This is a genomic window from Clostridium sp. BJN0013 (assembly GCF_040939125.1).
Classification (GTDB): domain Bacteria; phylum Bacillota; class Clostridia; order Clostridiales; family Clostridiaceae; genus Clostridium_B.
Window position 1 is genome coordinate 3057767 of record NZ_CP162495.1, and the last position, 22346, is coordinate 3080112.

Consider the following 22346-nt stretch of genomic DNA (forward strand, 5'->3'; position numbering starts at 1 on the left):
CCCTCTTTGTTATCTTGTTTATTTTATGCAATAAATCCTCTTTATAAAGCTCCCTATTTTTTATAAATTATTTTCTTACTTACGAGAGACTACTATTTTATTCGACTTCTTCTTTAATTGTCTTTTAGACTCAATATTTCTATGATACTTCATCTACTGACTCAAGTCATGGTTATCCCTGTAATTGAAGTCATTCCAATCAGAATTATCACAATCATCAACTAACCATCTTCCATTTTCATAAATTAATGTGTAATTTTCATACTCAGGAGGATATTCTGTATTAGGGAAAACCCCCTCTTCATTATAGCAAAGTAAGGTAACATTCATTTTATTTTTATCTATAGTTTTATTTTCTAATTTGGCTTCCAATATTAACGATCTTGCACCAGGATCACAACCCAAAATGTAAAAAGTTTTATTTGAATTTATAAATAATCCCGAATTTATAAAGTAATTTGATTTTTTTTCTGAAAAATATACATTATAATATTTAAATAACTTATCATAAGTATTTACATTGTCTTTTAGTTTATAGTAAGCATTATCAGTATATATAACATTATTTTTATCATATGATGCAAGTGAATGAATTTTAACATATGTTTGATCTGCATTATATATCAATTTTTTTATTTCTTCATCACTCATAGTTGGTATAAAAACTCCACTTACAATATCACTTATTAATACATCCGAAACCACTGCAGCTCCACCTAAAACTACTACATCATTATATTTGTCATGTTGGGCCTGTACTGAAGATATTACAGAAGGATCAACAGAATTACTAACTAAAATTAAAGGTGAGTTACTTGATGCTGCCAATACACTTCCTGATAAAGCATCTGGATAATTTTCACCTGAAGCAACATAAACTTTATCATAATTAAAGTTATCTGCAAACTGTTTTAGCACAGCTGCATTTGTTTCATATCTGCTTGCTCCTGAAAGTCTTGTAACATTTTTTAATTGAGAATTTACTGTGTCACTTACAACGCCAGTTCCACCTACTATATAACTTTTGTCATAATTGATAGAACTTAAAAAGGTTTGTGTGTCAGAAGGTAAACTATCTGGTAATGTCAAAATTATAGCCATGTTTTGACTTGCAGCAATTGGTGCTATGGATAAAGCATCTGCAAACCCATAGGCGTTTGTTACAACAATTCCATTGATATCGCCTAAATTTTTAGCTACTTCTAAAGATGTCTCAAATCTATCTTTACCTGAAATTCTAGTTACTGCAATATTCATAGATTCCAATTCTGATTTTACATTATTAGATATGGAACCAGTACCTCCAATTAAAAACACATTCTTTACTCCAAGACTTTGTAATTCACTTTTAGTATTACTATCCAATGTATCCTTTCCAGTTAGAAGTATAGGTGCATTATATTTTTTTGCCAGTGGTGCTGCGCTTAATGCATCTGCAAATCCTTCCCCACTGGCTACTACAGCATAATTGGAACTTGTCCATCCTTCTTGTGCAATTTTAGTAGCAGTTTCATATCTAGTTTGCCCTGCTAATCTTTGATTAAATGATGCTGCATTAACAATTTGATTAGGTAAAATCAGTAATATGCTTAATATAAATATAGCAATAATACTTAAAAATTTCTTATACATAATTGTCCCCCTTATAGTTAACATTTTATTTATATTGTAACAAAATATTCATTTAAATTAAATATTTTTCACTATCAGAAGAGAAAAAATAGCTAATATTAGCATAATAAGAGAAACCTCATGGTATATTATAGGCATTTTGTATTAAATAGGCTTTACAAAGGTTTTAGGAAAAATATAATGGAATAAAAAGGGATCTTGTATGCCAAAGTGGTCAGAATTAAAAAAAGTTTTGCGATAAAGACGGATGGGAATTATATAAGGATATTGATCATTATTTTTATAGAAAAAAGGATGAAAAAGGAGTTATTAGAAGAGTAAAAGTTTCAAGAGGAAGTAAGCAAATAGGTTATCATTTATGGAAAGAAATTCTAAAAAAACAATTGAGGGTAAATCAGGAATATTTTAATGTTCTCATATAAGTCTTTGATAAGAGTAATCAGGGGCTTATTTTTATATAAGGAATTAAAAACAATGGGCTGATAAAGCAATTATCTGAAAGTGGGATTTCCCATCTTGAAAAATATTCGATCAAATGCAAGTATAACTTAAGAGGTAAAATTATAAAAGGATCTAAGCATTAGGTAAAACTGGTGCTTATTTTTTTAATATTTTCTATACTTTACTTATCTTATATAAGCTACTATAATATAATAAGAAGGTGATTTTGAATGGGTGTGTATTGGAAAGACAAACCTGCTCTTGAAATAGATGGAATAGAAAATAAACTAACAGTATTAAGAAAGCTTATAAAAGATTCAAAAATTGTGGGTATACGCAGAGCCCTTAATGATGTAATTAATCAGTATAAAAACGCTATAATTGAGCTTACAAGTATGTATAATACTTTAGATAAACAAATACAACATCTTAGACGTGAAAATATGAAATTACAAGTTGAAAATGAAGACTTGAAAAAAGAGTTGGATAAGTGGGATATACATAAAAGGCAAGGTGAAAAATTTAATCCTAAGCTTTTAGCTCAGAAAAACAACATACTTTATTGGAAAGTTTTAGGAATATCTAATAATGAAATAGCTAGAAGACTTAAGAAAGAAGAATATGGGAAAATCAATATAAGTGAAGGTGGTATACGATATTTTTTAAAAACTTTATCTCAACCTTAATCAGCAAGAAACAATTAATATAATGGTAGGTAACTACCATTTTCCTTATTTTAGAAGGATATTATCATTATTTGTAGAAGTTTAATAAGTAAAAAATCAAGGGGGAAATGGGGAATAATGGACATGGATGAAGAAGAGTTGAATATTGGTAAAGAGAAATTAAAACAAGAAATATTGGAGCTATTAAAAAAACATAATTATACAAATAAATTGAGTGAGTGCCCAATAACTACTTTAAAATTTCTCTTAAAAATAGATAATGCTTGTTTAGATACTTTCCTAATTTATGGTGCTTTATGTGAACTACAAGAAGAAGATAAAGTAATAAAAAGCTTTGAATTATCTGATGGTAATTTAAGTGTGAAAATTAATTCGTCAAGATGGTATTTAAAACAATAGGGAAAAGAATCTATAACTAAGAGTATAGGATTATTTCTATGCCCTTTTATTTTGCAAGAAAACAGTACATATTTTTAGCAGATTCTTTAATATTATAGAAAAGATAAAAAATAAACTTTTAGGATTAACCCGTTACGGTATCCTATGTATATTATACCACAATTACATTAATTATACATTATGTTCTCTTTTTTTAGAAATTTTAAAAAACTTTTTAAAAGTCTATTATATGCCTACGTAGGCATATAAAGAATGAAGAGATAAAGAAAGGGGATATGGAAGATGAAATTTAACAGTAAAATTATTAGAGAAGCCCATAAGCTTGCAAAGGAAACTAAAGCAGAATATCCAGAAGTTGACTACAAATTACAGTTTGGATTAAATTTGAAATATCTCCTTTCTGAAGTTAAGGAGGATAAAGGAATGGTTGAACTTATAGGAAGTGAAAACAAATTAAATGGGCTGAGGACATAAGAAAAGAAAAAAGGCAAAAATAGTTGTTGAAGGTATAGAAAAGACTATAGAAATATTAGAACAGGCTACAGATGCAGCAACTTGGATAGAGTTTCAATTCCTTATAGGTAGTCTAAAATCAAAAGTTCTTCCTCTTGTACAGGATATTCTTCTGGAGTTTCAATTCCTTATAGGTAGTCTAAAATCGTATTGTACCATCTGGATTCATTAAGTCATTTTCTATGTTTCAATTCCTTATAGGTAGTCTAAAATCATAAAGAACATGTTGATCATAATGGAGCTAATAATTGTTTCAATTCCTTATAGGTAGTCTAAAATCGGAATTAGAAGGAAGCAACCAAATGCTGAAAGAAGCAAGTTTCAATTCCTTATAGGTAGTCTAAAATCATGTTATCCCTGGTAAATATAGGATACCTCAGCCAGAGTTTCAATTCCTTATAGGTAGTCTAAAATCGGGGGTGTGAGTGCTGGCATGAAAACTTAGACATAAAAGTTTCAATTCCTTATAGGTAGTCTAAAATCTAAAATCAGCATTAAGCATATCCATTGACACTCTATGTTTCAATTCCTTATAGGTAGTCTAAAATCCCATCCAATTATTATTATAACAGGGTTTATGAAAATATCAATATGTTGATAGAATATTAATAAAAATCACAAACCCTTATGGTATCTTATTTTTTAATTTATCGGACCCCAGGGTTTTTTACACTACTGGGGGTCGACGAAAAATTTTGATCAAGTGATTCTTAAGTTTAGATGGAGTTTACACATGAGAAATGCTTTTCTCCTCAAACAACATGTTATATTTATAATAAATTATAATAAAAGAATTTATGAGTTATTTTATATAAGTTCTTAATTAATTAACCGTAAAAATTAGTTATATGTAACATGAGGTTTAAAATTGAAAAAATAAAAGACACCAAATATAATGTTATCAATAGTTTATAGGGAAAACCTGCGACCTCTGAATTAGTATTCTGTTAAAGATGACTCTAGATAATTATTATACATACATATTAATAAATGACACTTTTAACACATTTATTTCACTACAAAATATGATACATATTTATACGCATATATAACTAGTGTGTTAAAAATGTGTTAAAGAAAATTAGCACTATTTATAGATGGCACAACGGTTTTTAATACATTTCTCTTGTTAATTTTAACTTAAAATTTTCGATTAAATCCCCTTATATTTTACAATATTTATGCATATATTTCTCTTTCATTAAATACAGAGAGGGAAATATCAAACTCCCCTCTTTACTATATTTTTTAATTTGCATCATAAGTGTAATTTATTGTTTATCAAGAGGTTTTATTTATAATGTACTATCTTTTGATAGTTACTTTAAACAAGCAATGTGAGAAATATATTTAATATTATTTTCGAAAGTATTGACAATGTGTATAATAGTGAATAAATGTAGGATGGGAGAGAATGAGTAATGGAATATGAATGCATATTATTTGACCTTGATGGTACACTGACGGACTCTGCAATAGGCATAACAAATTCAGTTATATATGCTCTTAAAAAATACGATATAAAGGTAGATAACAGAAACGAATTAAATAAATTCGTTGGACCTCCTTTGAGTGATTCTTTTGAAAGTTATTATGGATTTTCAAAAGAAGAAGCGAAAACTGCTGTAGAATATTATCGTGAGTATTATAGAGAAAAGGGCATGTTTGAAAATTTAGTTTATGATGGAATTGAGGATTTACTTAAAACATTAAAATACAATAACAAGACACTTGTTGTTGCAACATCTAAACCTCAAGTATTTGCACAACAAATATTAGAGAAGTTTGATATTGCCAAATATTTTGCGTATATTGCTGGAAGTAATCTTGATGGAACAAGAGTTAAAAAAGATGAGGTTATTCAATATGCGTTAGAAAGCTGTAATATTACCAATTTACCAAAAGTAATAATGATAGGGGACAGGGAACATGACATTAATGGTGCAAAAAAGGTAGGAATAGATTCAATTGGTGTTCTGTACGGATATGGTGATAGAGATGAACTTGAGAAAGCAGGTGCAGATTTCATTGTTAATACTGTATTAGACATTAAGAAAATGTTAATCTAATAGTGGACAAAGTTTACTATTAGTTAGTTCGGAATTTTCTTTTTATACTTATCTAACAGTCATATGCTATCCTCCAATTTAAGATATAATACAGGGTAAATTTTAGTATAAAAATTGTAGGAGATACAGAGATTTTGACGAATTGGTTAGATTAGGTATAATAGAATAAAAAGGGAATGGTTATATAGTAATGTCTAATAGGGAATCATTTGCTTTAATGTGTAATAAAGTATTTGAAATTGCTAATAACTATAAATCTGATTGTATATATGATGAGAAAGTCAAGGAAGAAGTAGCAAGACAGTTCGGTAAAGAAAAAACTGATTGGCTCTACGATACGTGGAAGAAGATTTGAGAGCGTGAACTCTATTGTTTTAATTAAAGCCTGCACCCCTCAAGGTACAGGCTTCCCGTTACTTTATTATTTTAAGTCTTCTTCATAGGCTTTAATCATTTTCTTAACCATGTTTCCACCCACTGAACCAGCTTCTCTGGCAGTTAAATCTCCATTGTAGCCATCTTTTAAATTTACTCCAACCTCTTTGGCTGATTCCACCTTAAACCTGTTCAAGGCTTTTCTGGCTTCTGGGACTACTAACTTATTGTTACGTGTCATAATAAACACCTCTCTAAATAGTAATCTTTGATGCTACATTTAAAGTTTGTGCAGTTCTATAAAAAATACTCTAGGCAATTAAATGAATTTTTGAAAAATAAATATAAAATGTTTGGAGTTGGGTATAATGCTTAATGTCACAAAAATACTTTAATTTTACTAAATTAGTTTTATCATTGATAAAAGCCCTGGGGTTGGCCTAGGGCTTTTATAGGTTAAAATTTGATATATACTGTATAATTCTTTTTAAGTGAATTTTATACAGACATTTTTCCTGAATATTGCTCTAGTTCTATTGGCTCATCCAAAGACCTTCCATCAAACAGCTTGTCTTCTAGCTCTTTAACAAATAAATCTTTATTTTTGTTAGTAAAAAATTTAAAACCATATAAAATAACATTATCGTTTTCATCGATTATTTGTAAATCATCACTAGAAATAGTTTCAAGAAATTTTTCTTTCCATCTATCTTGAGTAATGAGCTGCTCTCCCTTTGGTTCAATAAAAGCTTGATAAATAAATTCTTCATCTTCTAGATACAGAAGAAAATCTGGCATGAAACCTCTTACACCATCAAATTCTACAATACTTAATTGCCTTTCATTACGAATTAGATAAACAATTTTGTATTTTTTTCGCAAAGAATTAATAAAGCCAGATATTAATTCAATCAAATTATGTTCTAATTCATCCGCAATAGCATTATCATAAACATACCAACTCTTACCTATTGTAGGTTTTGAAATAATTCTTTCTGAAATAAATTTAATATTCGTATTTTTAACAGGCACTACATAATCCTTAACATATTTAGAAATAGGAACGGGATAAAAATTTCTTGTTCCCCTTTCTTTTTTGTAATTTCTTGAAATCATCCCTCCTGCATAATTTAAAAATTTCTCAATCAAATTTAATTTATTAAATGCAGTTAAATCTTTTAAACTTTGATAGTCCGGCAAAGAAACATTTAATATAACTCCTCCCAAATATCTTTCTTCTTGAATAAATTGACTTGTACTTTTTAAAAACGGAACATACTTTTTTAAGTTATTAAAATGGAAAAATGGATTACGTTGCATTGCCTTTCTTACATAAACAGAATAATTTTTTAAATGCAATCTTTCTATATGGCGTGCTTGGCCAGACTCAATTATATTCTTATTTCCATACGTTTCTTCGGCAATAATGCTATTAAACTCTATGTCTTTTTCTTTTTCAATGCCGTAGTCTTTTAAACATTGGTAGTCTTCCAATTTAGTGGATTTTAATTGATTAATATAAAAATTGCCTCTTTTATATAGTCTACTATTTAGAAATTCTTTTTTTACCTTAGCCCTATATATTTCATATCCATCATCTGCTATTTGTAAATTAGCTGCATCCATAGATTTTCTTAAATTATCTAAGTACTTACTTTGATTTACTGTATGATAATGTAACTCTTCCAATATGGATAAACTAGATGTTAGCTTATCAAATCTTCTTACATAACTTTTTTTCCCCTTATACATGTAAGGATAATATCTTGCACCTCGTCCTATAAGTTGTGCTTCACTATCCGTTGCATTTCTGGTAGTTTGAGATTCTTTTTCTATACGAACGATATCATATAAATTTAAAACATCCCAACCTTCATTTAACTTAGCAACAGCAAAAATAGCACGGACAGGATTATCCACATCCTCCAGGCTATTCAAAAGAACTGCATTATCAACTGACAACATTGATTTTTCATTGGCATCCAAAGTTGTCTTATCTGTAAAATCATACTGTAAATCTCTTATTATCTTACTAAGATTTCTTTTAGAATAATAATTAAATATTTGATACCAAATACTTGTTTTATCTGTTACTAAATTTTTCTTTTGCTCTATATATTTACTTAAATAATCAACATTTAAATCTTGTATCATTTCTAAAAAGCTATATTTTGATTCCTGAGAAATAGCAATTTTATTAGATTTAAATAATATCACTGGTTTTATATAAATATTATTATCTAATGCAATGTATTTTCTATACTGACTAAGTAAAACAGCATCTAACATCCTATGGTTATCATCTTCATTATTTCGAAGCAAAACAACACGCTTAGAATATCCATCACTCATAAATCTCTTTAAATCATATGAATAAACAATTTTATTTTCATATTTATCAGATATATCCTCGTTAGACATATCTATTGTTGCTGTAAATTCAAATAAACGATTTCTGCTATTCAAATCTAATAAATCATTAATTGTTTTTTCCCAGCTTTTAATTTCTTCATCTTTCTTAGTAAGTTTTTTCTTTGTTAACGTATTAAAGTGGTGTGCTTCATCACCTAATAAAATTAATTTTTGTTCTTTTAATACATCAAGTGTTAAGGCATTTTCACGTGGTATTCTTAATTCATCGTGTAATTTTTGTATTGTTGTTAATTTCAAGTAAATAGTATTTTTATATGGGGTTGCCGGGAAAACATCTACTTGTTCTATAGAAATACACTGACTATCTATAACAATACCTCTGAGATTAAATAGATATTTATTAGACGATGTATTTATCAAGTTTTCAACTGTTTTTTTGATAATAGCGTCTGAATTAACAAAAAATATAAAATTCTGATATCCAAACTCCTTATACATATATAGAATAATACTAGCCATAATCATTGTTTTCCCACTGCCTGTTGCCATGTTGAATAAAAGATGATTATATGTAATATCCGCATCTAAACTTTGTTGAGTATAATTAAAATAACGTATAGATTCTTCTTGATAATATCGTAATTTATATCTTAAATTACTTTTTATGTAATCTGGCACCTCATATGTTTCATTATCTAATCTTAATTGATCTCTATCTCTCAGTTTTTCATATAATCTTTTAGACATTGTAACTTTCCGCCCCTTACTTGATAAAAACTATGATTAAACATCTTGTCCCTATCTGAAATTTGATAATCTTCATCATCTATATCAGAATAATTGATATACAATTGATTCTTGTCTAAGACACCAATCAATATTTCTTTTTGTTTATCTAAGGGCAGATCTTTAAAACTCATTTTAATATCGTACCCTTCTATTTCTACAGCTTGAGATATTAATTTTTTAATATTTACCTTAAAATCTAAATAAGCATCTCTTTTCATTTCGTTTAGTATATTTATTAATTTTTCAGAGGAATTACAATTAAGTATTTTATTAATAAAAAACTGATTTAATTGCATTAATTCTGTATATATAAAATTTCCTCCACCTTTCCAGTTAATTTCTTTAGAAACACCTCCTTGCTCGCCCTTAATCACTTGCTGGAGACGAGGAACGGATACAGTATTGATATAATCCATTTGTTCAATACCAATAAAACGACGATTCATTTTCATTGCCACAGCCTGAGTGGTTGCAGAACCTATAAAGAAGTCTAAAATAAGATCTCCTTCATTAGAACCTAATGTAATAATACGTTGCAGTAACTTTTCAGGTTTAGGCGTACTAAAAGCTTGATTACCAAATAACAATAGAGACTCTTTTCTAGCATCTTGATTATGACCAACATCTTTGTATGACCAAATAGTACCTGCAGGCATACTTTGTTTTACCTCTGATAAAAATCTCTTAATACTAGGCACATTGTTGCCATTATTACCAAACCATATACGATTATCTTTTATTAATTGAGCAAAATGCTTTTTAGAAGTACGCCATGATCTACCACTTGGTGGATTTACAATACGTCCACTTGGTGTAATAATAGGAAAATCATATTCTTTAGAATATGTTTTTACAGAGAAGTCACCCGGTTTCCATGGCCCTCTAGGATCATTATCTCGATTAGTATAACGCGCGTTCATTCCATCAGTGCGAGGTAAGCCATTTAATTGTAATGAAGATATATCTTTTCCAAAAACTAAGATATGGTCATGCATATCAGAAAAAAAACGTGCATCATTTTGTGGAGAATATTTTTTTTGCCAAATTATATTAGCAATAAAATTGCCTCTGCCAAATACCTCATCTGCTAAAACTTTCAAATAGTGTACTTCATCATCATCAATATTCATCCAAAGTGAACCATCATCAGCTAAAAGTTCTTTTGCAATTTCTAAACGATTTTTCATAAATATTAACCACGTCGAATGGTTAAAATGATTATTATATAAAAAACTATCATTTCCTGTATTATATGGCGGATCAATATAAATTAATTTTATCTTATTTTTATATCTCTCTTTAAGAGAATATAGTGCTAGTAAATTATTTCCTTTAATAATTAAATTATCTTCATCTGTAATTTCTGTTACCTCATGTATACCCTCACTATCATACATTTTTGCATTTGTAAAAACTTTTGGAGCAAGGAGAGTATCTATTTCATCCTTTGCAATTATCTCATTATAATATATTTCATCTTTACCAACATCTTCTTTAGTCATTCCACCCTCTAATATACAATCCTTGTATGGGAAATCAAGTACAACATCTGAATTATATTTAAGATATTTTCCCTCACTAGATAATCCTATTTCATTAGAATATTTTGTATAACTATTAGCCCAATATTGTTTATAACGAAACATATCAATAAACTCTTCTTGTTTAAAAATTGTAATATTATCAACTTGTAAGGTATACAATTCTTTAATCTTTTCATCCTTTAGTAATGCTGAGATTAGAGAAATATCATATTTACGTAAATCATTTATAACTAAATATCTTTGTAACTCTTGATTTTTCCAATACTCAGGAAAATCCTTTAGTATTTTTTTTGTTCGTTTTAATAAGTTTGTGTCCATAATTTATACTCCGGAAATTTTTATATAAAATTTATATCTACATTATTGATAATAATAACAATTCGACAATTGTTTTCTGAATCCTTCAATATTTAATAAAAAATAAGACCTGTCAAAAAAAATAGTATGATCATTAATCAATCATACTATTTGGAGTGTGAATTTGAAAAAAATTAAATTATATTGGTTGTAAAAAATTAATTAAGGCAATTAACCTTATAAGTATATGATATATGATTTTATAAGACATGTAAATGGTTTCAGACATAAATATTTACATAAATTAGTCGAATATATAATTAAGTACACAAATATTTAGTATTTAAATTTTTATTAAAATAGCATTTTATTAACCTTGGAAAAGGAGATGAATGTTTTTATGAAAAAAATCAAGTTAATACTAAAAAAATTAGAAAGACAACGAGGGTTACTTGAACAGGAAATGGATCAAAGCGAAGATTTATCTAGCCCTGAAATAATTAAGAAAAGCCAAAAGTTAGATTTAATTTTAAATGAATACGCAAGTGCCATTAGGAGTTTAAAAATATAATTATAAGTTAGCAGAGTATAGATTAATTTCTATGCTCTTTTTAGTTCTACACCATACCTTTTATGTAATAATAAAAATAAGCCTACCAAAAAATCTCCAGTAGGCTTATTCATATTGTAATGCTACTATCTATGGGCATTTGCTGGTGAATGTACTACTTTTGGTGCTGGTTTAGCTTGTGGTGCCTTAACTTTATGCTTGTTTACTACCTTTTGTACTGGTCTAGCAGGTGCTTTGTATTTAGATTTACAAACTACACCTGGTTTGTTATTGGCAGAACATGCGCTAACCGTCGTAGCAATTCCCGTATTAAGCAACAATGGTGTTGCGAGCATTACAGCTGAGAGTACCTTATATTTCATTTTTAACATTTTTATTACCTCCTGAATTTTTAAATTATTTATTGCAGCTGCTATATTTAATATTCTAGTTATCCTTTATGACAATTTAATGCAACACCCATGTTATTCCAATGTTATCTTAATGTTTTTCTATGTGAAATGTTAAGAGACATTGAATATTTCTTGAACTGTTACTACTCAGTTTGAGCAATAGAAGTATTTTCCGTTGCTTTATCTTCTGCATTTACAACAGCTGTAGAGATATTCGTATTCTGCACAGCACCTGCAGCACTCTGTATACTAGCAATAGTCTGCTTTAATTGAGTATTTTCAGCTTGTACAGCTGTAAGATCCTGCTGTATCTTTGCAATCTGTGTATCCTTTTCCGACTCTGTAGGAGCAGCATGTCCGAGGTCGTTCACGCCCTCCTGGATAAAATCATCGATTAACTTTTTCTGGTTATCTGTTGGATCCACGTTAATCTCCTTAAGTATTGAATATACAGTATTTTGGGCATAATTAAATTTTCCCTCATTATCCTTTAATTTACCTGCATGTCCTAACTGTTCAGCTATCTTTGCGGCGGATATAGCTTTATCTTGAATTAAATCCACCAGAGTTGCACCAGCTTTAAGGGATGGAATAGTTTTTGCCACTTGTATAAGTGGTTCCGCTGCTTCTAATACATTTCCTGTAGTATCCAATACTTTCCCGGCATCAATGCCTTTCTTCTTTAGATATGGCACTAATCCAAATATAACTCCAATTACACCAACTAAAACTCCAGCTACTGCTATGACATCATTTATATTTACCATTTTTCATTCCTCCATAATATTTATAATTTAAAAAGAGAGCCTTTCAGCTCCTTAGTTATTCAAAAATATACTCCATGTCTCTGGTTTTAAAACACCATCAGTTGGCCTTTCCCAATTCTTCTGGAGTTCAGTTATAGCCTGGAAAGTTGGTTCGTCATATAACATTGAAGTATAGGAATTTTCCTTTAGATAGCCATATTGTTCTAGTTTCTGCTGGACCCATAGAACTACATGAGATTTATGACCCTTTACAATAATATCCTGAATTCCTTTCAATGCTGCCATAGTAGCCGGACCTGCTATCCCATCCACTTCTAATTTAGCATTATAATCAATATTCAAGTTATATTGAAGTGCTTTAATTTGCTCTATGAGTGTATTTGGTTTTGCCGGCTGTTTTGTACCAAAGAGGATACTTTGTTATCCTATTGTTTAAATATGCCTTTATATAGCTTGGATTACAATAAATAAGTGCTGGTGCTATAGTAGCTACTATTTCTAAGAAAGCCAGACATGCTTCTGTCATATCCCCACTACACTGTTGCTCAAAATCCAATACTACAAAATCTGGCTTGGCTCCTGCTGCAATCTGTTTAAAAAAGTTAGCTTCCTGTATGGCCTTTGCCCTATCTTGAAATCTAGCAAAATGATAAGCCCCGGTTACAAGTCCCAGGGCTTTAGCTTTAGCAATATTAGAATTATAATATTTATCTACAAAGGTACTTCCTTCTGTGGCCTTGGCTATTAAAAAATTGTGGCCAGCATTTTTAATTGTGTCTATGCTAATTGAGCCATTAAGATTGCTTATATCTACTCCTTTAATCATACGATTTCCCTCCTACTTATTTTTTTCCTCCAGCCCATCAATTCTATGGTGTGCTGATTTCGTAGATTCTTCTACTTTTACAAGTCTTTCAGCCATATCCTCCGGCCTAACCCTAAGAGCCTTAACATCATCACGTGTTTCTTTTATATCGCCTCCTATAACATCTAATTTTGTTTCAACCCTGCTAAAATCCTTGACCGTACCTTTACCGTCTTTGCTAAATAGCCTTACTAAACTGACTGTAGCAATTAGTAGGGATAACAGAGTGATTATAGTGCCAATATCTACATTCATTTCTGGCCTCCTGATAAGTATTTTTAAACACCAAAAAAGAGCTCTGGATTTCTCCAAAACTCTTTTTGGGTTATAATTCTTTATTCTAAACCTTCTTCTTTACTAGCGATTCTACAAATTATAAATATTACTACATAAACAAATACTATAGGTATAAGGACTATAGGCAAAATTATTGACATTTCAATTCACCTCATTTATACCTAGATCATTATTTATTTAGAATATAATAATCACTCTATATAGTATTTGTTACAACTTAATATTATGGTTTAACTGAAAATTGTTTTAAGGCAAAGTAAAAAGAGCTTTAGATAAATCTAAGACTCTTTTAAATATTATTATGAAATTTTCTTTTGAAACTCATTATAGACATTTTTAAAAGTGTCACTACTCTTATCAACAAACGAGCATTCATCAGGTTCGTCCTTCATAATAACTGGACCTGATGAAGAATCAAACACGCAGTATTTAGATTTCTCATAATTTATTTTTTCACATCCACATTGCCAGCATTCATGGCTTATTTTCATATTATCATCTCCAAGTTTTTACGATCTATTATAGATGAAAACGTCTTAAATGTTAATATATTAAAGGCAAAATAAAAAAGCTATCTCTAGCTCCTATTTTGCCCCCATCATTCTAATTTCAAACTGACTGTTCAAGCTATCTATTAATTTATTTCCATTCTCGTCTGGAGTGAGCAGAGTATTTTTTAAATCATCTACTCCATAATTATTGAACCATTGTTGCTTCTGAATATCATCTGTTGGCAAACTTAGTTCTATTAATACATTATCTTTCATACTGAAATATTTGTCACTCTGTTTTATTAAGTATTTATGATATTCAACATATAAATTACATGGATAAAAATTGTTCTGTTTATATCCAGAATTAACTGCGTCTATACCAATTCCTTCTAAGCGTACACTGTTACTATCACGATAAGATAATCCTAACCTCAGGTTCCCAGAATCAGTAGCATATGTTGATATAAGATACTGATTAAAAGATATATTCTTAGAAGGCGTCCAACTTCTATTAAATCCCCATGGAGATATATTTATTTTCATATTTACTATTAGATTCATCTGATAAATTATAAATATCTTCATTTAATAAACTTGTATTTATCCACAAATTACTATTATAATAAAAATCACTATTATTTTTGTTAATTCTTAAGGCTAATTGCCAAAGCTTATTCCCATCACTATATAATCCATTTCCAAGATATTTCCCCATATATACTCCTTTCTAATAATTAATCTTAACATCACCAGAAAATTTTAAAAATACTTGTAATGCTGTATTTGAAGCATATTCTACATCATATTCACTTTCTTTAGCTTCCAACCATTTTCCTTTACCATCATATTGCAGGTCGAGATTATCTATATTTTCAATATCGTGTATAGAATCCATAGAAAGTAAATAAGCAAATCTTATTTTCTTATTTGTGTTAAGCAAATTCCAATAAGTAGAATTTATGGCGTTGAAAGTATTAATATTTATTCCTCTTGTTTTAACATCTTCTGCGGTTAAATTAACATCCTCCCAATGATCTGCATTGAAAGTTTTCCATGTTACTCCACTATCTACACTTGCAACTATTTTTAAGTTATCTCCTGCTCCTGTAATCTTAAAATAATTTATATTATCTACATAACTAAGATCTTTGTCTCCACTGGCAATTAAGAGTCTATCTAAAGGAATTGCTGTTAAATTTAAATATTCATCTACTCGATCTTGATTTTCTTGCATATCTTCTATACTTTTAAAAATGTTTGTATCTATTTCACAGCCATATTCCTTATTATCTGTCCCTATATCTCCAATATATTGCATTTGATAATCATATTCTGTTTTTAGATGCGCAGTATCATCAAAAACAATCATGTCATCAGGCTCAAAGTCGTTGGATTCTGAATTAGAAAAACTATTCAACGTTTTTATAACATCCTGTTCAGCGCTAGGCTCCCATTTTAAGACATTCACTCTTGGGACTTTGAAATCTACTGTATTAATAGGAATATCAACTTCATATGGAGAATCTGTGCTTCCCGTTATTCCCATCTTGCTTATTTGATTTAGGTTTAATCCTCCGCCTCCACCAACATCTCCTACATCTACTGTAGTAAATTTCTGCTGATTTTCAGAATATATTACAACTTGCTTATCTTTTTTATTTGCAACCACGAGTGTTGATTATCCAAAATACGTAAATAAAAAGGTATGAAAATGAGGTCATCCTATGGTAATATTAATTTGCTGAGAAAAAATACTACTGTTTAGGAGAGTGACCTCATGAGAAATAATACCACTATATTTGATATATTTCAAACACTTTTAAAAAAAGAAGAAGTAATTACAGTATGTGCGGTTTTAGGCTATAAGGATACATCAAGAAAATTCACAGTATATGATTTGTTTCAATTTTTTATAGCGACAGCAACTAATGAATACAAAAGTTTTAGAGCTGGCTCAGATTTTATGAATGAAGCTGGATTAAGAGCAGTTGATTATTCCACAATTTCGAAGAAAGCAGCAAATGTAGATTATAAAATAGCTAAGAAATTATTTGAGATTCTTATAACTAAATGCAATCGTTCAACTCGAAGAATACTTAAATTACCAAAAGATTTATTAGCAGTAGATTCCACTACTATAACTGTTGGTGAAGGCAGATTGAAATGGGCAAAGTTCAAAGGTAATAAGTCAGGAATAAAGCTGCATGTGGCTCTTAATGTAAATACTTTAATGCCTCAAAAAGTCATTGAAACTACTGCAAACAAACATGATGGTCCAATAGGTGAAAAACTTATTAATACAGATTGTATCTTGGTAGAAGATAGAGCTTATGGGAAACATAAGAGATATGATATGTTTAAATCTATAAAACAAGCATTTGTCATAAGAATCAAAGACAATATAACTCTAAGTTATCCAAAAAACATAAAAAGTTTAAGAACTGAAAATTCTAATATAATCAAGGATGTTACTTGTTATCTTGGAGAAGGCTCTTCTAAAACTGAAAATAGATTTAGAGTTGTTCAATTTAGTGACTTCTATGGAAAATCCATAAGGGTATGTACTAACTTAATGGCCATTACACCTGAAAAAATTGCAGATATCTATAAAGAAAGATGGAAAGTTGAAAGCTTTTTTAGATTTATAAAGCAAAATTTGAATGTTAAAAGATTGTTTGGAACAAGTGAAAATGCAGTTTACAATCAACTTTTTATAGCTTTAATTGCGTATGTATTACTTCATTTTTCTTATGTTAATGTGTCTCAAAATTTGAAATTTGTTAAGTTATCATTTTGTGAGTTTGTTAGAAAACTTCTTAATTCTACACTTCAAGACGAAGTTCAAGTATGCATTGACTTATTATTTAAAAATATCAATAATTATCAAATTTGTTTATGGTGAAAAATGGTTAATCAACACGTGTGATTTGCAACATTTACATCATTCAGTTCCTCAAATTTAGTTACTCTGTGCTCGATTATTTCATCCAGTATTTTTTGGCTGCTCCATCCTGTAGCTTGAGATGTCTGACTATCATCCAAAACAACATCTTTATTTAAAGTTACACTGAAAAATTCACTCATACTCTCACCTACTCGTTTATAACTAATTGGAAATCTCTCATAGAAAAATTATGATTATCTACATTTTTAATCGTTATACTTTCATCAAGATCCTTCATTATTTCTATGCTCACTGCATAAGAAGGTACTCATAATACGAATTGTTCAAAAGCTCCTGATTATAATCAAAATCCTTGTTAGGAATAATTATACTGTCTTTTGGTTCTGTGGGGTTCAGCCACCACCATCTCTTTATGATATCTATAAATTTATTGTGGTTGCCTTCTTTGTACAACTCCCTACTAGATCCAATGCCCAAACTGTAACTTTCATTTTTAAATATGTTGAGTACAGAAACATTTAATAATGATTTTTCTATTGCCTATATATGTTTATAAACTTAACATTGTTTAAATATCTATTGAAAACTTTATTTATATTAGCTGCTTTATCTCTTTTTAATACAGTAGTAGTATTGTAATAAATATCTTTTCGTATATCTCTTTTAACAAGAATGTTAGAATTATTCTTGAATATGGGAACAATATTAACCTTAGACAATAGATGGTTCATGTCTTTAAAAGCATTCCTATAATTATACCTATATGTAGATACAATCTTTATAAATTTAAATATTTTTATATTGGTTATTTTATATGCTGTTTTTCCTACTTTTATCTTATTAATCCTTTTTGAATTAAATTTACGCAGCATATTTATTTTATAACTTCTCATTATATTTTTTAAAGTATACCTATAAACTGCATGTTGCAAATCCAACATATTCATGTGTTTAGATAAATCTTTTCTAGCATATCTAGTCACAGCGATTCTATTAATAGTTATAACTCTTTCAGGTAAAATTTGCTTTCCTATTTTACTTTTAAAAAATTCCCCAATTCTTAATTTCTCAATAAAAACATTCTTGAGTAAATTTATATCTTCTACATGTTTTGTACTGCAAGTTATAGGTATATCTTTTTTATACAGTCCATTCTGCCAACTTCTCACAAGATTTATATTTTCCTCTATATCTATAATTTTATCTTCAATACCTTGTAAGTTCTTGCATCCATCTACGTATATCTCATTATACCTATCGTTTTGAATATTTTTTGGTACTTCTATATTTATAAAAATATCCGGTATCTCCAATTGCAGAGTGTTATTTTTAATAAAATTTAAATATTCAGCTTCTAAATAAACATTTAGTTTCTTATCTATTGAGATATCTTTTCTTTCCAATTCAACATACATAGATTTTATTAAATTCATGTATTCTTGTTTAAGATATATTTCATAACATTTACTTATTTCTTTATCTTTTGCTTTAAGTTCTTTTGGGTATTTTTTACTGGTTATTTCATATGGGCGTTTATACAAATATCTTTTATTGTGTTTGAATATATTGGTTGCACTTTTAAAAAGTGACTTATTCAACCTTTTTTCGATTTTAATTCTATTTAACTTTTGTCTTGAAAGCCACCGTTGCTTCATTTTTATAACCTTAACTGAAGTTTCGTATTTAAATGTAGCTCCAGAGTAAATATCCCCTGCATATTTAAAATTACACAAGGGAATTTTATGCAAGGGCATCTATACCACTCCTATTCAGATGTTTTATAACATCTTATGGTAATACAATAATTAATATTTGCACTGTTATCTAGGAAATTAAAGGGTGCGGTAATTTTAAACTTTTTATAATTCTCCTCACTATCAGTGTCCTTCATATATAACAATTTATCTCCATCAAATATACTTGAAGCATCTCCCACCAGTACATTAATCATTTTTCCCCTTTCCATATCCACAGGATGAACCAAAGTTATGTCTGAAAATTGATGTTTCTTATGGTCCCATCTACTTCCTTCCACATTACATTTGTCCATGAATGGGTTAGTTGCATAAAATGCTGGGTAATGTGGTTGATATGGCATTCCTATCTTATTTGCTATCATAGATACATCCGTTACTCCGGTAGCTGTTCTTTCTCCATATAAATCGCTATAATTAGGCTCAATGTCACTAGATGTTGTTATTCCAAAATTATATATATCATCTGTAAAGGCCGAATCTTCTACAGGTTTTACCGATCCTATATATGCATAGCCAGTTAAATAATTTTCATAGGGTGCTACATCAGCTGATGGATCTCCTCTAAGTGCAAGATTTATACTATCTTTAGTAACATTAATCCAATATTGGATCGGTAGAAAATCTTTTATTTCTGGCTGTAAATTTCTATACCAAGCTAACCTATAATTATATTTTTCTTGTATGTCAGAGGATATATTTATATCGTCTTCTGCCTGGTTAAGTTCTGTAGCCATTTGTAGCCTTACGTTATTTAAAGCCTTTCCTTTTGTCATTACACTTACGTAAGCATCATATCCACTTCCCAACGTATCTGGATTTTTCCCCGCCATTATCTCTAATACCTGAGCGTCTGTCCTGTGGCCTGTACTACCTCCTGCAATCGGATATGTATGCAGGCTTTTAAAAGTTATTAACGATTTCTTTTCTTCTGCAGTTAAATCCCCTATGATCCTATCGATTTTTACATAAAAGGACTTCCCGTAACTTGTAGTTGCTTTTATTATGCACATATCATTTTGCTTATTAACTGTATATTCTGTCCGGACTTTGTCTGTGGTGCTCCCATCTATTATTAAATTTACAGTTTCAGGTTCTAAACTAGCTCCCACACTATCTATACTGGCCGGAACTACCAAATCCCATTTATAAATTCCGGCATTTTGAGTTATTTCAGTAACAAGAGTCTTAACCAAATTCTTTACACTGGTATTACCCTCTACATAATAAAAATCTTCTGTTACCGCCATGTAACTACCTCCTATTCAAATATATTCTTTCTGGTAAGCATATCTGTTATTTTCTTGGTTTTTAAATCTATACTGCATACTCCATAGCCCAGAGGACTTTTGTTTTCAACTTGAATATTATATTCTTTTAAAAGTACTATTCCATGACTTCTCTTTTCATATATCTTTACATTTACAGGCTTCTTTAAAGATACCGAATTATAGTCATGTATATATATCTTTAAAACCTTGTTATAATGCCCTTTGACCGATATTATTTCAGGACTATTGTTAGTCATATGTTCCACATAATCCCAATTAAGATAGAAACCATCATATGTTTGTTTCCAGAAACAAACATGCATATCTCCCATAAACCCATGAAGATCCATGTCGCAAGGTGAATTTTCCTCCCACTGCATACGAACTGCTATATCCCAATCGTTTGGTATATCATTTATATCCGGTTCAGTCGGTTCTGGGTTTATTGTAATTTCTTGGCCTTCCAGGTATTCTAAATCAACTATTGTTTGTCTGCTGTTTCCACTTAAATTGTGCAAAATAAAAGAAATAGGAGCGTTGGCATTTACTTTGTAATAAATATTAAAGTATTTATGCTCTCCTATTTCTTTGGTGGTGGCACCATCTATTATTTTTTCTTTGTCTATAACTAGGCTGTATCTATCTTCCTTTTTCCACCCTGTCTGGTTTAAATGTAGACCTGTAAGAAAAATATCTTTATCAAATATAAAATCCTGCTTATAATCCGAAATTACAGCAGGAATATCCATTAAAACTCCCCGGGTCTTTTGGGTACCATCATATTTATACATTATGAATCATTCTATTCTGTTCCTTAGTCCTCTATACTTCTCATTCGGCAACAAGTCCTCTATTTCACTTAGAAGTGCCTTAATACCTTGCATATCTAATTGAGAGTATTTATCTTTCATTGCATCATCTATAAGCTGGATTAAATCCCTTCTGAGTTCATCCATCAATTCATCAAAATTTATAATATATCGTGGTAAACTCATGTTGTATCCTCCAAAATATTAAAATCCACCCATAATATTTTACTTGAACCACTGGCATTATTAAATACAAAGTCTATTTTCTGCCCTGCAGTAACAGGATAAAACACATTAAAGAATTTATTTTCTCCATATTCCTTAGTTCGGACACCAGTAAATAAAGTATCCTCTCCTACTTTTAGATCCCATGTATCCTGGAAATTCCAGGCTGATTGAGAATAAGTTATTCCAGTAATTCTCCCTGATTTGGATACAGTAAATTCTATGGTATATGTTCCTGTACTTGCAGGTATCTGTAGTATTTCTCCATATATTTTCTGTGTACCACTTATGCCTAAATTGCCGGCCAATCCATCCAATTTAACTCCCAGTGCATTTAATGCTTCTATCAAGGCATTATAGTCAACGCCCTGTATTTTATCTTTTATTTGAGATAATAAATCTTCCATTTGGTCTGTAGGTACTGTTATACTTCCAATATCTACATTTACTTCATTTTCAAGATAATTACTTATTGCATCTGCTAGTTCGTCAAAGTTTATGACATATGAAGGTAAACTCAACTCAATCACTCCCTAAACATAATCTATATTATCAACCAGATTATCTGAACCTTTATTAATTTGAACTGTCTTAGTACTGCCATCAGGGTAAGTTGTTTTTATTTGGTATACTTTTCCTTCTGTATTTCTTATAAGTTCTTCTGACCATTGCTCTGCTCCTGTTCCATATATACATTTAACTACTTTTTTAGTGGTAGAATCTCTTATTAATTTAATCGGGTATTCTACAAGTTCTCCATTGTAAGGTTGTTCTCCTGTGTCTATCGATACTCTATTCTTAAGGTCTCTTTTTCTAAGTTCTTGATTTAAAACATAAACTATAGGTTCTCTTACATTTTTAAACCCCTTATTAGACAT

Annotated in this window: 27 protein-coding genes and 1 CRISPR repeat array; of the genes, 7 read left to right on the plus strand and 20 right to left on the minus strand. The window is 29.6% G+C overall.

The genetic code is table 11. From position 1 onward, the window contains the following. Positions 1 to 153: 153 nt before the first annotated feature. The gene (locus AB3K27_RS15825; protein ID WP_368488347.1) at positions 154 to 1632 is read right to left on the minus strand and encodes a cell wall-binding repeat-containing protein; all 1479 of its coding nucleotides are present in this window, start codon (positions 1630 to 1632) and stop codon (positions 154 to 156) included. 671 nt (positions 1633 to 2303) lie between these two features. Here AB3K27_RS15825 and AB3K27_RS15830 point away from each other — a divergent pair. From AB3K27_RS15830 to AB3K27_RS15850, 5 genes are all read left to right on the plus strand, one after another. Then, positions 2304 to 2759 carry a hypothetical protein gene (locus AB3K27_RS15830; RefSeq protein ID WP_368488348.1) on the plus strand — a complete coding sequence of 152 codons (456 nt, stop codon included), beginning with the start codon at positions 2304 to 2306 and terminating at the stop codon, positions 2757 to 2759. A 117-nt stretch (positions 2760 to 2876) separates the two neighbouring features. Further along, positions 2877 to 3158, plus strand: coding sequence for a hypothetical protein (locus AB3K27_RS15835; protein WP_368488349.1), 282 nt, complete (start codon positions 2877 to 2879; stop codon positions 3156 to 3158). Between the two features lie 282 nt (positions 3159 to 3440). Next, positions 3441 to 3632, plus strand: a complete 192-nt coding sequence (locus tag AB3K27_RS15840) for a hypothetical protein (RefSeq protein WP_368488350.1) — start codon at positions 3441 to 3443, stop codon at positions 3630 to 3632. Positions 3633 to 3722: 90 nt separating this feature from the next. Beyond that, a CRISPR array of direct repeats spans positions 3723 to 4220; the repeat unit is 30 nt; unit sequence GTTTCAATTCCTTATAGGTAGTCTAAAATC. 872 nt (positions 4221 to 5092) lie between these two features. Continuing rightward, complete coding sequence (locus tag AB3K27_RS15845; RefSeq protein ID WP_368488351.1) at positions 5093 to 5740, plus strand: HAD family hydrolase; 648 nt, start codon at positions 5093 to 5095, stop codon at positions 5738 to 5740. Between the two features lie 190 nt (positions 5741 to 5930). Beyond that, positions 5931 to 6095 (plus strand): hypothetical protein, encoded by a 165-nt coding sequence (locus AB3K27_RS15850; RefSeq protein WP_368488352.1) that lies wholly within the window; start codon positions 5931 to 5933, stop codon positions 6093 to 6095. A gap of 66 nt (positions 6096 to 6161) precedes the next feature. Here AB3K27_RS15850 and AB3K27_RS15855 read toward each other — a convergent pair whose 3' ends face one another. The 3 genes from AB3K27_RS15855 to AB3K27_RS15865 form a co-directional block, all read right to left on the minus strand. Further along, on the minus strand, positions 6162 to 6356 hold the full coding sequence (locus AB3K27_RS15855; RefSeq protein WP_368488353.1) for a small, acid-soluble spore protein, alpha/beta type: 195 nt from the start codon (positions 6354 to 6356) through the stop codon (positions 6162 to 6164). A gap of 257 nt (positions 6357 to 6613) precedes the next feature. Then, complete coding sequence (locus AB3K27_RS15860; protein ID WP_368488354.1) at positions 6614 to 9235, minus strand: DEAD/DEAH box helicase family protein; 2622 nt, start codon at positions 9233 to 9235, stop codon at positions 6614 to 6616. Beyond that, complete coding sequence (locus tag AB3K27_RS15865; RefSeq protein WP_368488355.1) at positions 9208 to 11139, minus strand: DNA methyltransferase; 1932 nt, start codon at positions 11137 to 11139, stop codon at positions 9208 to 9210. Before AB3K27_RS15865 ends, AB3K27_RS15860 begins: the two co-directional genes overlap by 28 nt. Positions 11140 to 11518: 379 nt before the next feature. Here AB3K27_RS15865 and AB3K27_RS15870 point away from each other — a divergent pair, with 379 nt between their 5' ends. Next, positions 11519 to 11689 carry a Spo0E family sporulation regulatory protein-aspartic acid phosphatase gene (locus tag AB3K27_RS15870; RefSeq protein WP_368488356.1) on the plus strand — a complete coding sequence of 57 codons (171 nt, stop codon included), beginning with the start codon at positions 11519 to 11521 and terminating at the stop codon, positions 11687 to 11689. Positions 11690 to 11814: 125 nt separating this feature from the next. Here the strand turns inward: AB3K27_RS15870 and AB3K27_RS15875 are convergent, their stop codons facing one another. The 9 genes from AB3K27_RS15875 to AB3K27_RS15915 all read right to left on the minus strand — a co-directional run bounded on the left by AB3K27_RS15875 (position 11815) and on the right by AB3K27_RS15915 (position 16173). Then, positions 11815 to 12060, minus strand: coding sequence for a hypothetical protein (locus AB3K27_RS15875; protein WP_368488357.1), 246 nt, complete (start codon positions 12058 to 12060; stop codon positions 11815 to 11817). Between the two features lie 164 nt (positions 12061 to 12224). Then, positions 12225 to 12848 carry a hypothetical protein gene (locus AB3K27_RS15880; RefSeq protein ID WP_368488358.1) on the minus strand — a complete coding sequence of 208 codons (624 nt, stop codon included), beginning with the start codon at positions 12846 to 12848 and terminating at the stop codon, positions 12225 to 12227. A gap of 51 nt (positions 12849 to 12899) precedes the next feature. Next, positions 12900 to 13190, minus strand: coding sequence for a peptidoglycan-binding protein (locus AB3K27_RS15885; protein ID WP_368488359.1), 291 nt, complete (start codon positions 13188 to 13190; stop codon positions 12900 to 12902). Positions 13191 to 13206: 16 nt separating this feature from the next. Continuing rightward, on the minus strand, positions 13207 to 13674 hold the full coding sequence (locus AB3K27_RS15890; RefSeq protein WP_368488360.1) for a glycoside hydrolase family 25 protein: 468 nt from the start codon (positions 13672 to 13674) through the stop codon (positions 13207 to 13209). A gap of 12 nt (positions 13675 to 13686) precedes the next feature. Further along, positions 13687 to 14025 carry a hypothetical protein gene (locus AB3K27_RS15895; RefSeq protein WP_368488361.1) on the minus strand — a complete coding sequence of 113 codons (339 nt, stop codon included), beginning with the start codon at positions 14023 to 14025 and terminating at the stop codon, positions 13687 to 13689. Between the two features lie 284 nt (positions 14026 to 14309). Further along, the gene (locus tag AB3K27_RS15900) at positions 14310 to 14501 is read right to left on the minus strand and encodes a hypothetical protein (RefSeq protein WP_368488362.1); all 192 of its coding nucleotides are present in this window, start codon (positions 14499 to 14501) and stop codon (positions 14310 to 14312) included. Positions 14502 to 14594: 93 nt separating this feature from the next. Further along, complete coding sequence (locus AB3K27_RS15905) at positions 14595 to 15065, minus strand: hypothetical protein (protein WP_368488363.1); 471 nt, start codon at positions 15063 to 15065, stop codon at positions 14595 to 14597. Beyond that, a complete protein-coding gene (locus AB3K27_RS15910; RefSeq protein WP_368488364.1) occupies positions 15016 to 15219 on the minus strand; it encodes a hypothetical protein in 204 nt (67 codons plus the stop codon). Before AB3K27_RS15910 ends, AB3K27_RS15905 begins: the two co-directional genes overlap by 50 nt. Positions 15220 to 15231: 12 nt before the next feature. After that, the gene (locus AB3K27_RS15915) at positions 15232 to 16173 is read right to left on the minus strand and encodes a signal peptidase II (RefSeq protein WP_368488365.1); all 942 of its coding nucleotides are present in this window, start codon (positions 16171 to 16173) and stop codon (positions 15232 to 15234) included. 108 nt (positions 16174 to 16281) lie between these two features. Between AB3K27_RS15915 and AB3K27_RS15920 the strand changes: the two genes are divergently transcribed. Then, a complete protein-coding gene (locus AB3K27_RS15920; protein WP_368488366.1) occupies positions 16282 to 17406 on the plus strand; it encodes an IS4 family transposase in 1125 nt (374 codons plus the stop codon). Positions 17407 to 17417: 11 nt separating this feature from the next. Here the strand turns inward: AB3K27_RS15920 and AB3K27_RS15925 are convergent, their stop codons facing one another. The 7 genes from AB3K27_RS15925 to AB3K27_RS15955 all read right to left on the minus strand — a co-directional run bounded on the left by AB3K27_RS15925 (position 17418) and on the right by AB3K27_RS15955 (position 22346). Beyond that, on the minus strand, positions 17418 to 17588 hold the full coding sequence (locus tag AB3K27_RS15925; RefSeq protein WP_368488367.1) for a hypothetical protein: 171 nt from the start codon (positions 17586 to 17588) through the stop codon (positions 17418 to 17420). 354 nt (positions 17589 to 17942) lie between these two features. Further along, positions 17943 to 19163, minus strand: a complete 1221-nt coding sequence (locus tag AB3K27_RS15930) for a hypothetical protein (protein WP_368488368.1) — start codon at positions 19161 to 19163, stop codon at positions 17943 to 17945. Between the two features lie 11 nt (positions 19164 to 19174). Beyond that, a complete protein-coding gene (locus AB3K27_RS15935) occupies positions 19175 to 20413 on the minus strand; it encodes a hypothetical protein (RefSeq protein WP_368488369.1) in 1239 nt (412 codons plus the stop codon). A gap of 11 nt (positions 20414 to 20424) precedes the next feature. Continuing rightward, a complete protein-coding gene (locus AB3K27_RS15940; RefSeq protein WP_368488370.1) occupies positions 20425 to 21225 on the minus strand; it encodes a hypothetical protein in 801 nt (266 codons plus the stop codon). 6 nt (positions 21226 to 21231) lie between these two features. Continuing rightward, positions 21232 to 21429, minus strand: coding sequence for a hypothetical protein (locus tag AB3K27_RS15945; RefSeq protein WP_368488371.1), 198 nt, complete (start codon positions 21427 to 21429; stop codon positions 21232 to 21234). Then, positions 21426 to 21989, minus strand: coding sequence for a hypothetical protein (locus AB3K27_RS15950; RefSeq protein ID WP_368488372.1), 564 nt, complete (start codon positions 21987 to 21989; stop codon positions 21426 to 21428). Before AB3K27_RS15950 ends, AB3K27_RS15945 begins: the two co-directional genes overlap by 4 nt. 12 nt (positions 21990 to 22001) lie before the next feature. Continuing rightward, a complete protein-coding gene (locus AB3K27_RS15955) occupies positions 22002 to 22346 on the minus strand; it encodes a hypothetical protein (RefSeq protein WP_368488373.1) in 345 nt (114 codons plus the stop codon).

Bases quoted from the DNA above. Each gene is read 5' to 3' on its own strand.
- AB3K27_RS15825 (WP_368488347.1), bottom strand. From the start codon at position 1,632: ATGTATAAGAAATTTTTAAGTATTATTGCTATATTTATATTAAGCATA.
- AB3K27_RS15830 (WP_368488348.1), top strand. From the start codon at position 2,304: ATGGGTGTGTATTGGAAAGACAAACCTGCTCTTGAAATAGATGGAATA.
- AB3K27_RS15835 (WP_368488349.1), top strand. From the start codon at position 2,877: ATGGACATGGATGAAGAAGAGTTGAATATTGGTAAAGAGAAATTAAAA.
- AB3K27_RS15840 (WP_368488350.1), top strand. From the start codon at position 3,441: ATGAAATTTAACAGTAAAATTATTAGAGAAGCCCATAAGCTTGCAAAG.
- AB3K27_RS15845 (WP_368488351.1), top strand. From the start codon at position 5,093: ATGGAATATGAATGCATATTATTTGACCTTGATGGTACACTGACGGAC.
- AB3K27_RS15850 (WP_368488352.1), top strand. From the start codon at position 5,931: ATGTCTAATAGGGAATCATTTGCTTTAATGTGTAATAAAGTATTTGAA.
- AB3K27_RS15855 (WP_368488353.1), bottom strand. From the start codon at position 6,356: ATGACACGTAACAATAAGTTAGTAGTCCCAGAAGCCAGAAAAGCCTTG.
- AB3K27_RS15860 (WP_368488354.1), bottom strand. From the start codon at position 9,235: ATGTCTAAAAGATTATATGAAAAACTGAGAGATAGAGATCAATTAAGA.
- AB3K27_RS15865 (WP_368488355.1), bottom strand. From the start codon at position 11,139: ATGGACACAAACTTATTAAAACGAACAAAAAAAATACTAAAGGATTTT.
- AB3K27_RS15870 (WP_368488356.1), top strand. From the start codon at position 11,519: ATGAAAAAAATCAAGTTAATACTAAAAAAATTAGAAAGACAACGAGGG.
- AB3K27_RS15875 (WP_368488357.1), bottom strand. From the start codon at position 12,060: ATGTTAAAAATGAAATATAAGGTACTCTCAGCTGTAATGCTCGCAACA.
- AB3K27_RS15880 (WP_368488358.1), bottom strand. From the start codon at position 12,848: ATGGTAAATATAAATGATGTCATAGCAGTAGCTGGAGTTTTAGTTGGT.
- AB3K27_RS15890 (WP_368488360.1), bottom strand. From the start codon at position 13,674: ATGATTAAAGGAGTAGATATAAGCAATCTTAATGGCTCAATTAGCATA.
- AB3K27_RS15900 (WP_368488362.1), bottom strand. From the start codon at position 14,501: ATGAAAATAAGCCATGAATGCTGGCAATGTGGATGTGAAAAAATAAAT.
- AB3K27_RS15905 (WP_368488363.1), bottom strand. From the start codon at position 15,065: ATGAATCTAATAGTAAATATGAAAATAAATATATCTCCATGGGGATTT.
- AB3K27_RS15910 (WP_368488364.1), bottom strand. From the start codon at position 15,219: ATGGGGAAATATCTTGGAAATGGATTATATAGTGATGGGAATAAGCTT.
- AB3K27_RS15920 (WP_368488366.1), top strand. From the start codon at position 16,282: ATGAGAAATAATACCACTATATTTGATATATTTCAAACACTTTTAAAA.
- AB3K27_RS15925 (WP_368488367.1), bottom strand. From the start codon at position 17,588: ATGAGTGAATTTTTCAGTGTAACTTTAAATAAAGATGTTGTTTTGGAT.
- AB3K27_RS15930 (WP_368488368.1), bottom strand. From the start codon at position 19,163: ATGCCCTTGCATAAAATTCCCTTGTGTAATTTTAAATATGCAGGGGAT.
- AB3K27_RS15935 (WP_368488369.1), bottom strand. From the start codon at position 20,413: ATGGCGGTAACAGAAGATTTTTATTATGTAGAGGGTAATACCAGTGTA.
- AB3K27_RS15940 (WP_368488370.1), bottom strand. From the start codon at position 21,225: ATGTATAAATATGATGGTACCCAAAAGACCCGGGGAGTTTTAATGGAT.
- AB3K27_RS15945 (WP_368488371.1), bottom strand. From the start codon at position 21,429: ATGAGTTTACCACGATATATTATAAATTTTGATGAATTGATGGATGAA.
- AB3K27_RS15955 (WP_368488373.1), bottom strand. From the start codon at position 22,346: ATGTCTAATAAGGGGTTTAAAAATGTAAGAGAACCTATAGTTTATGTT.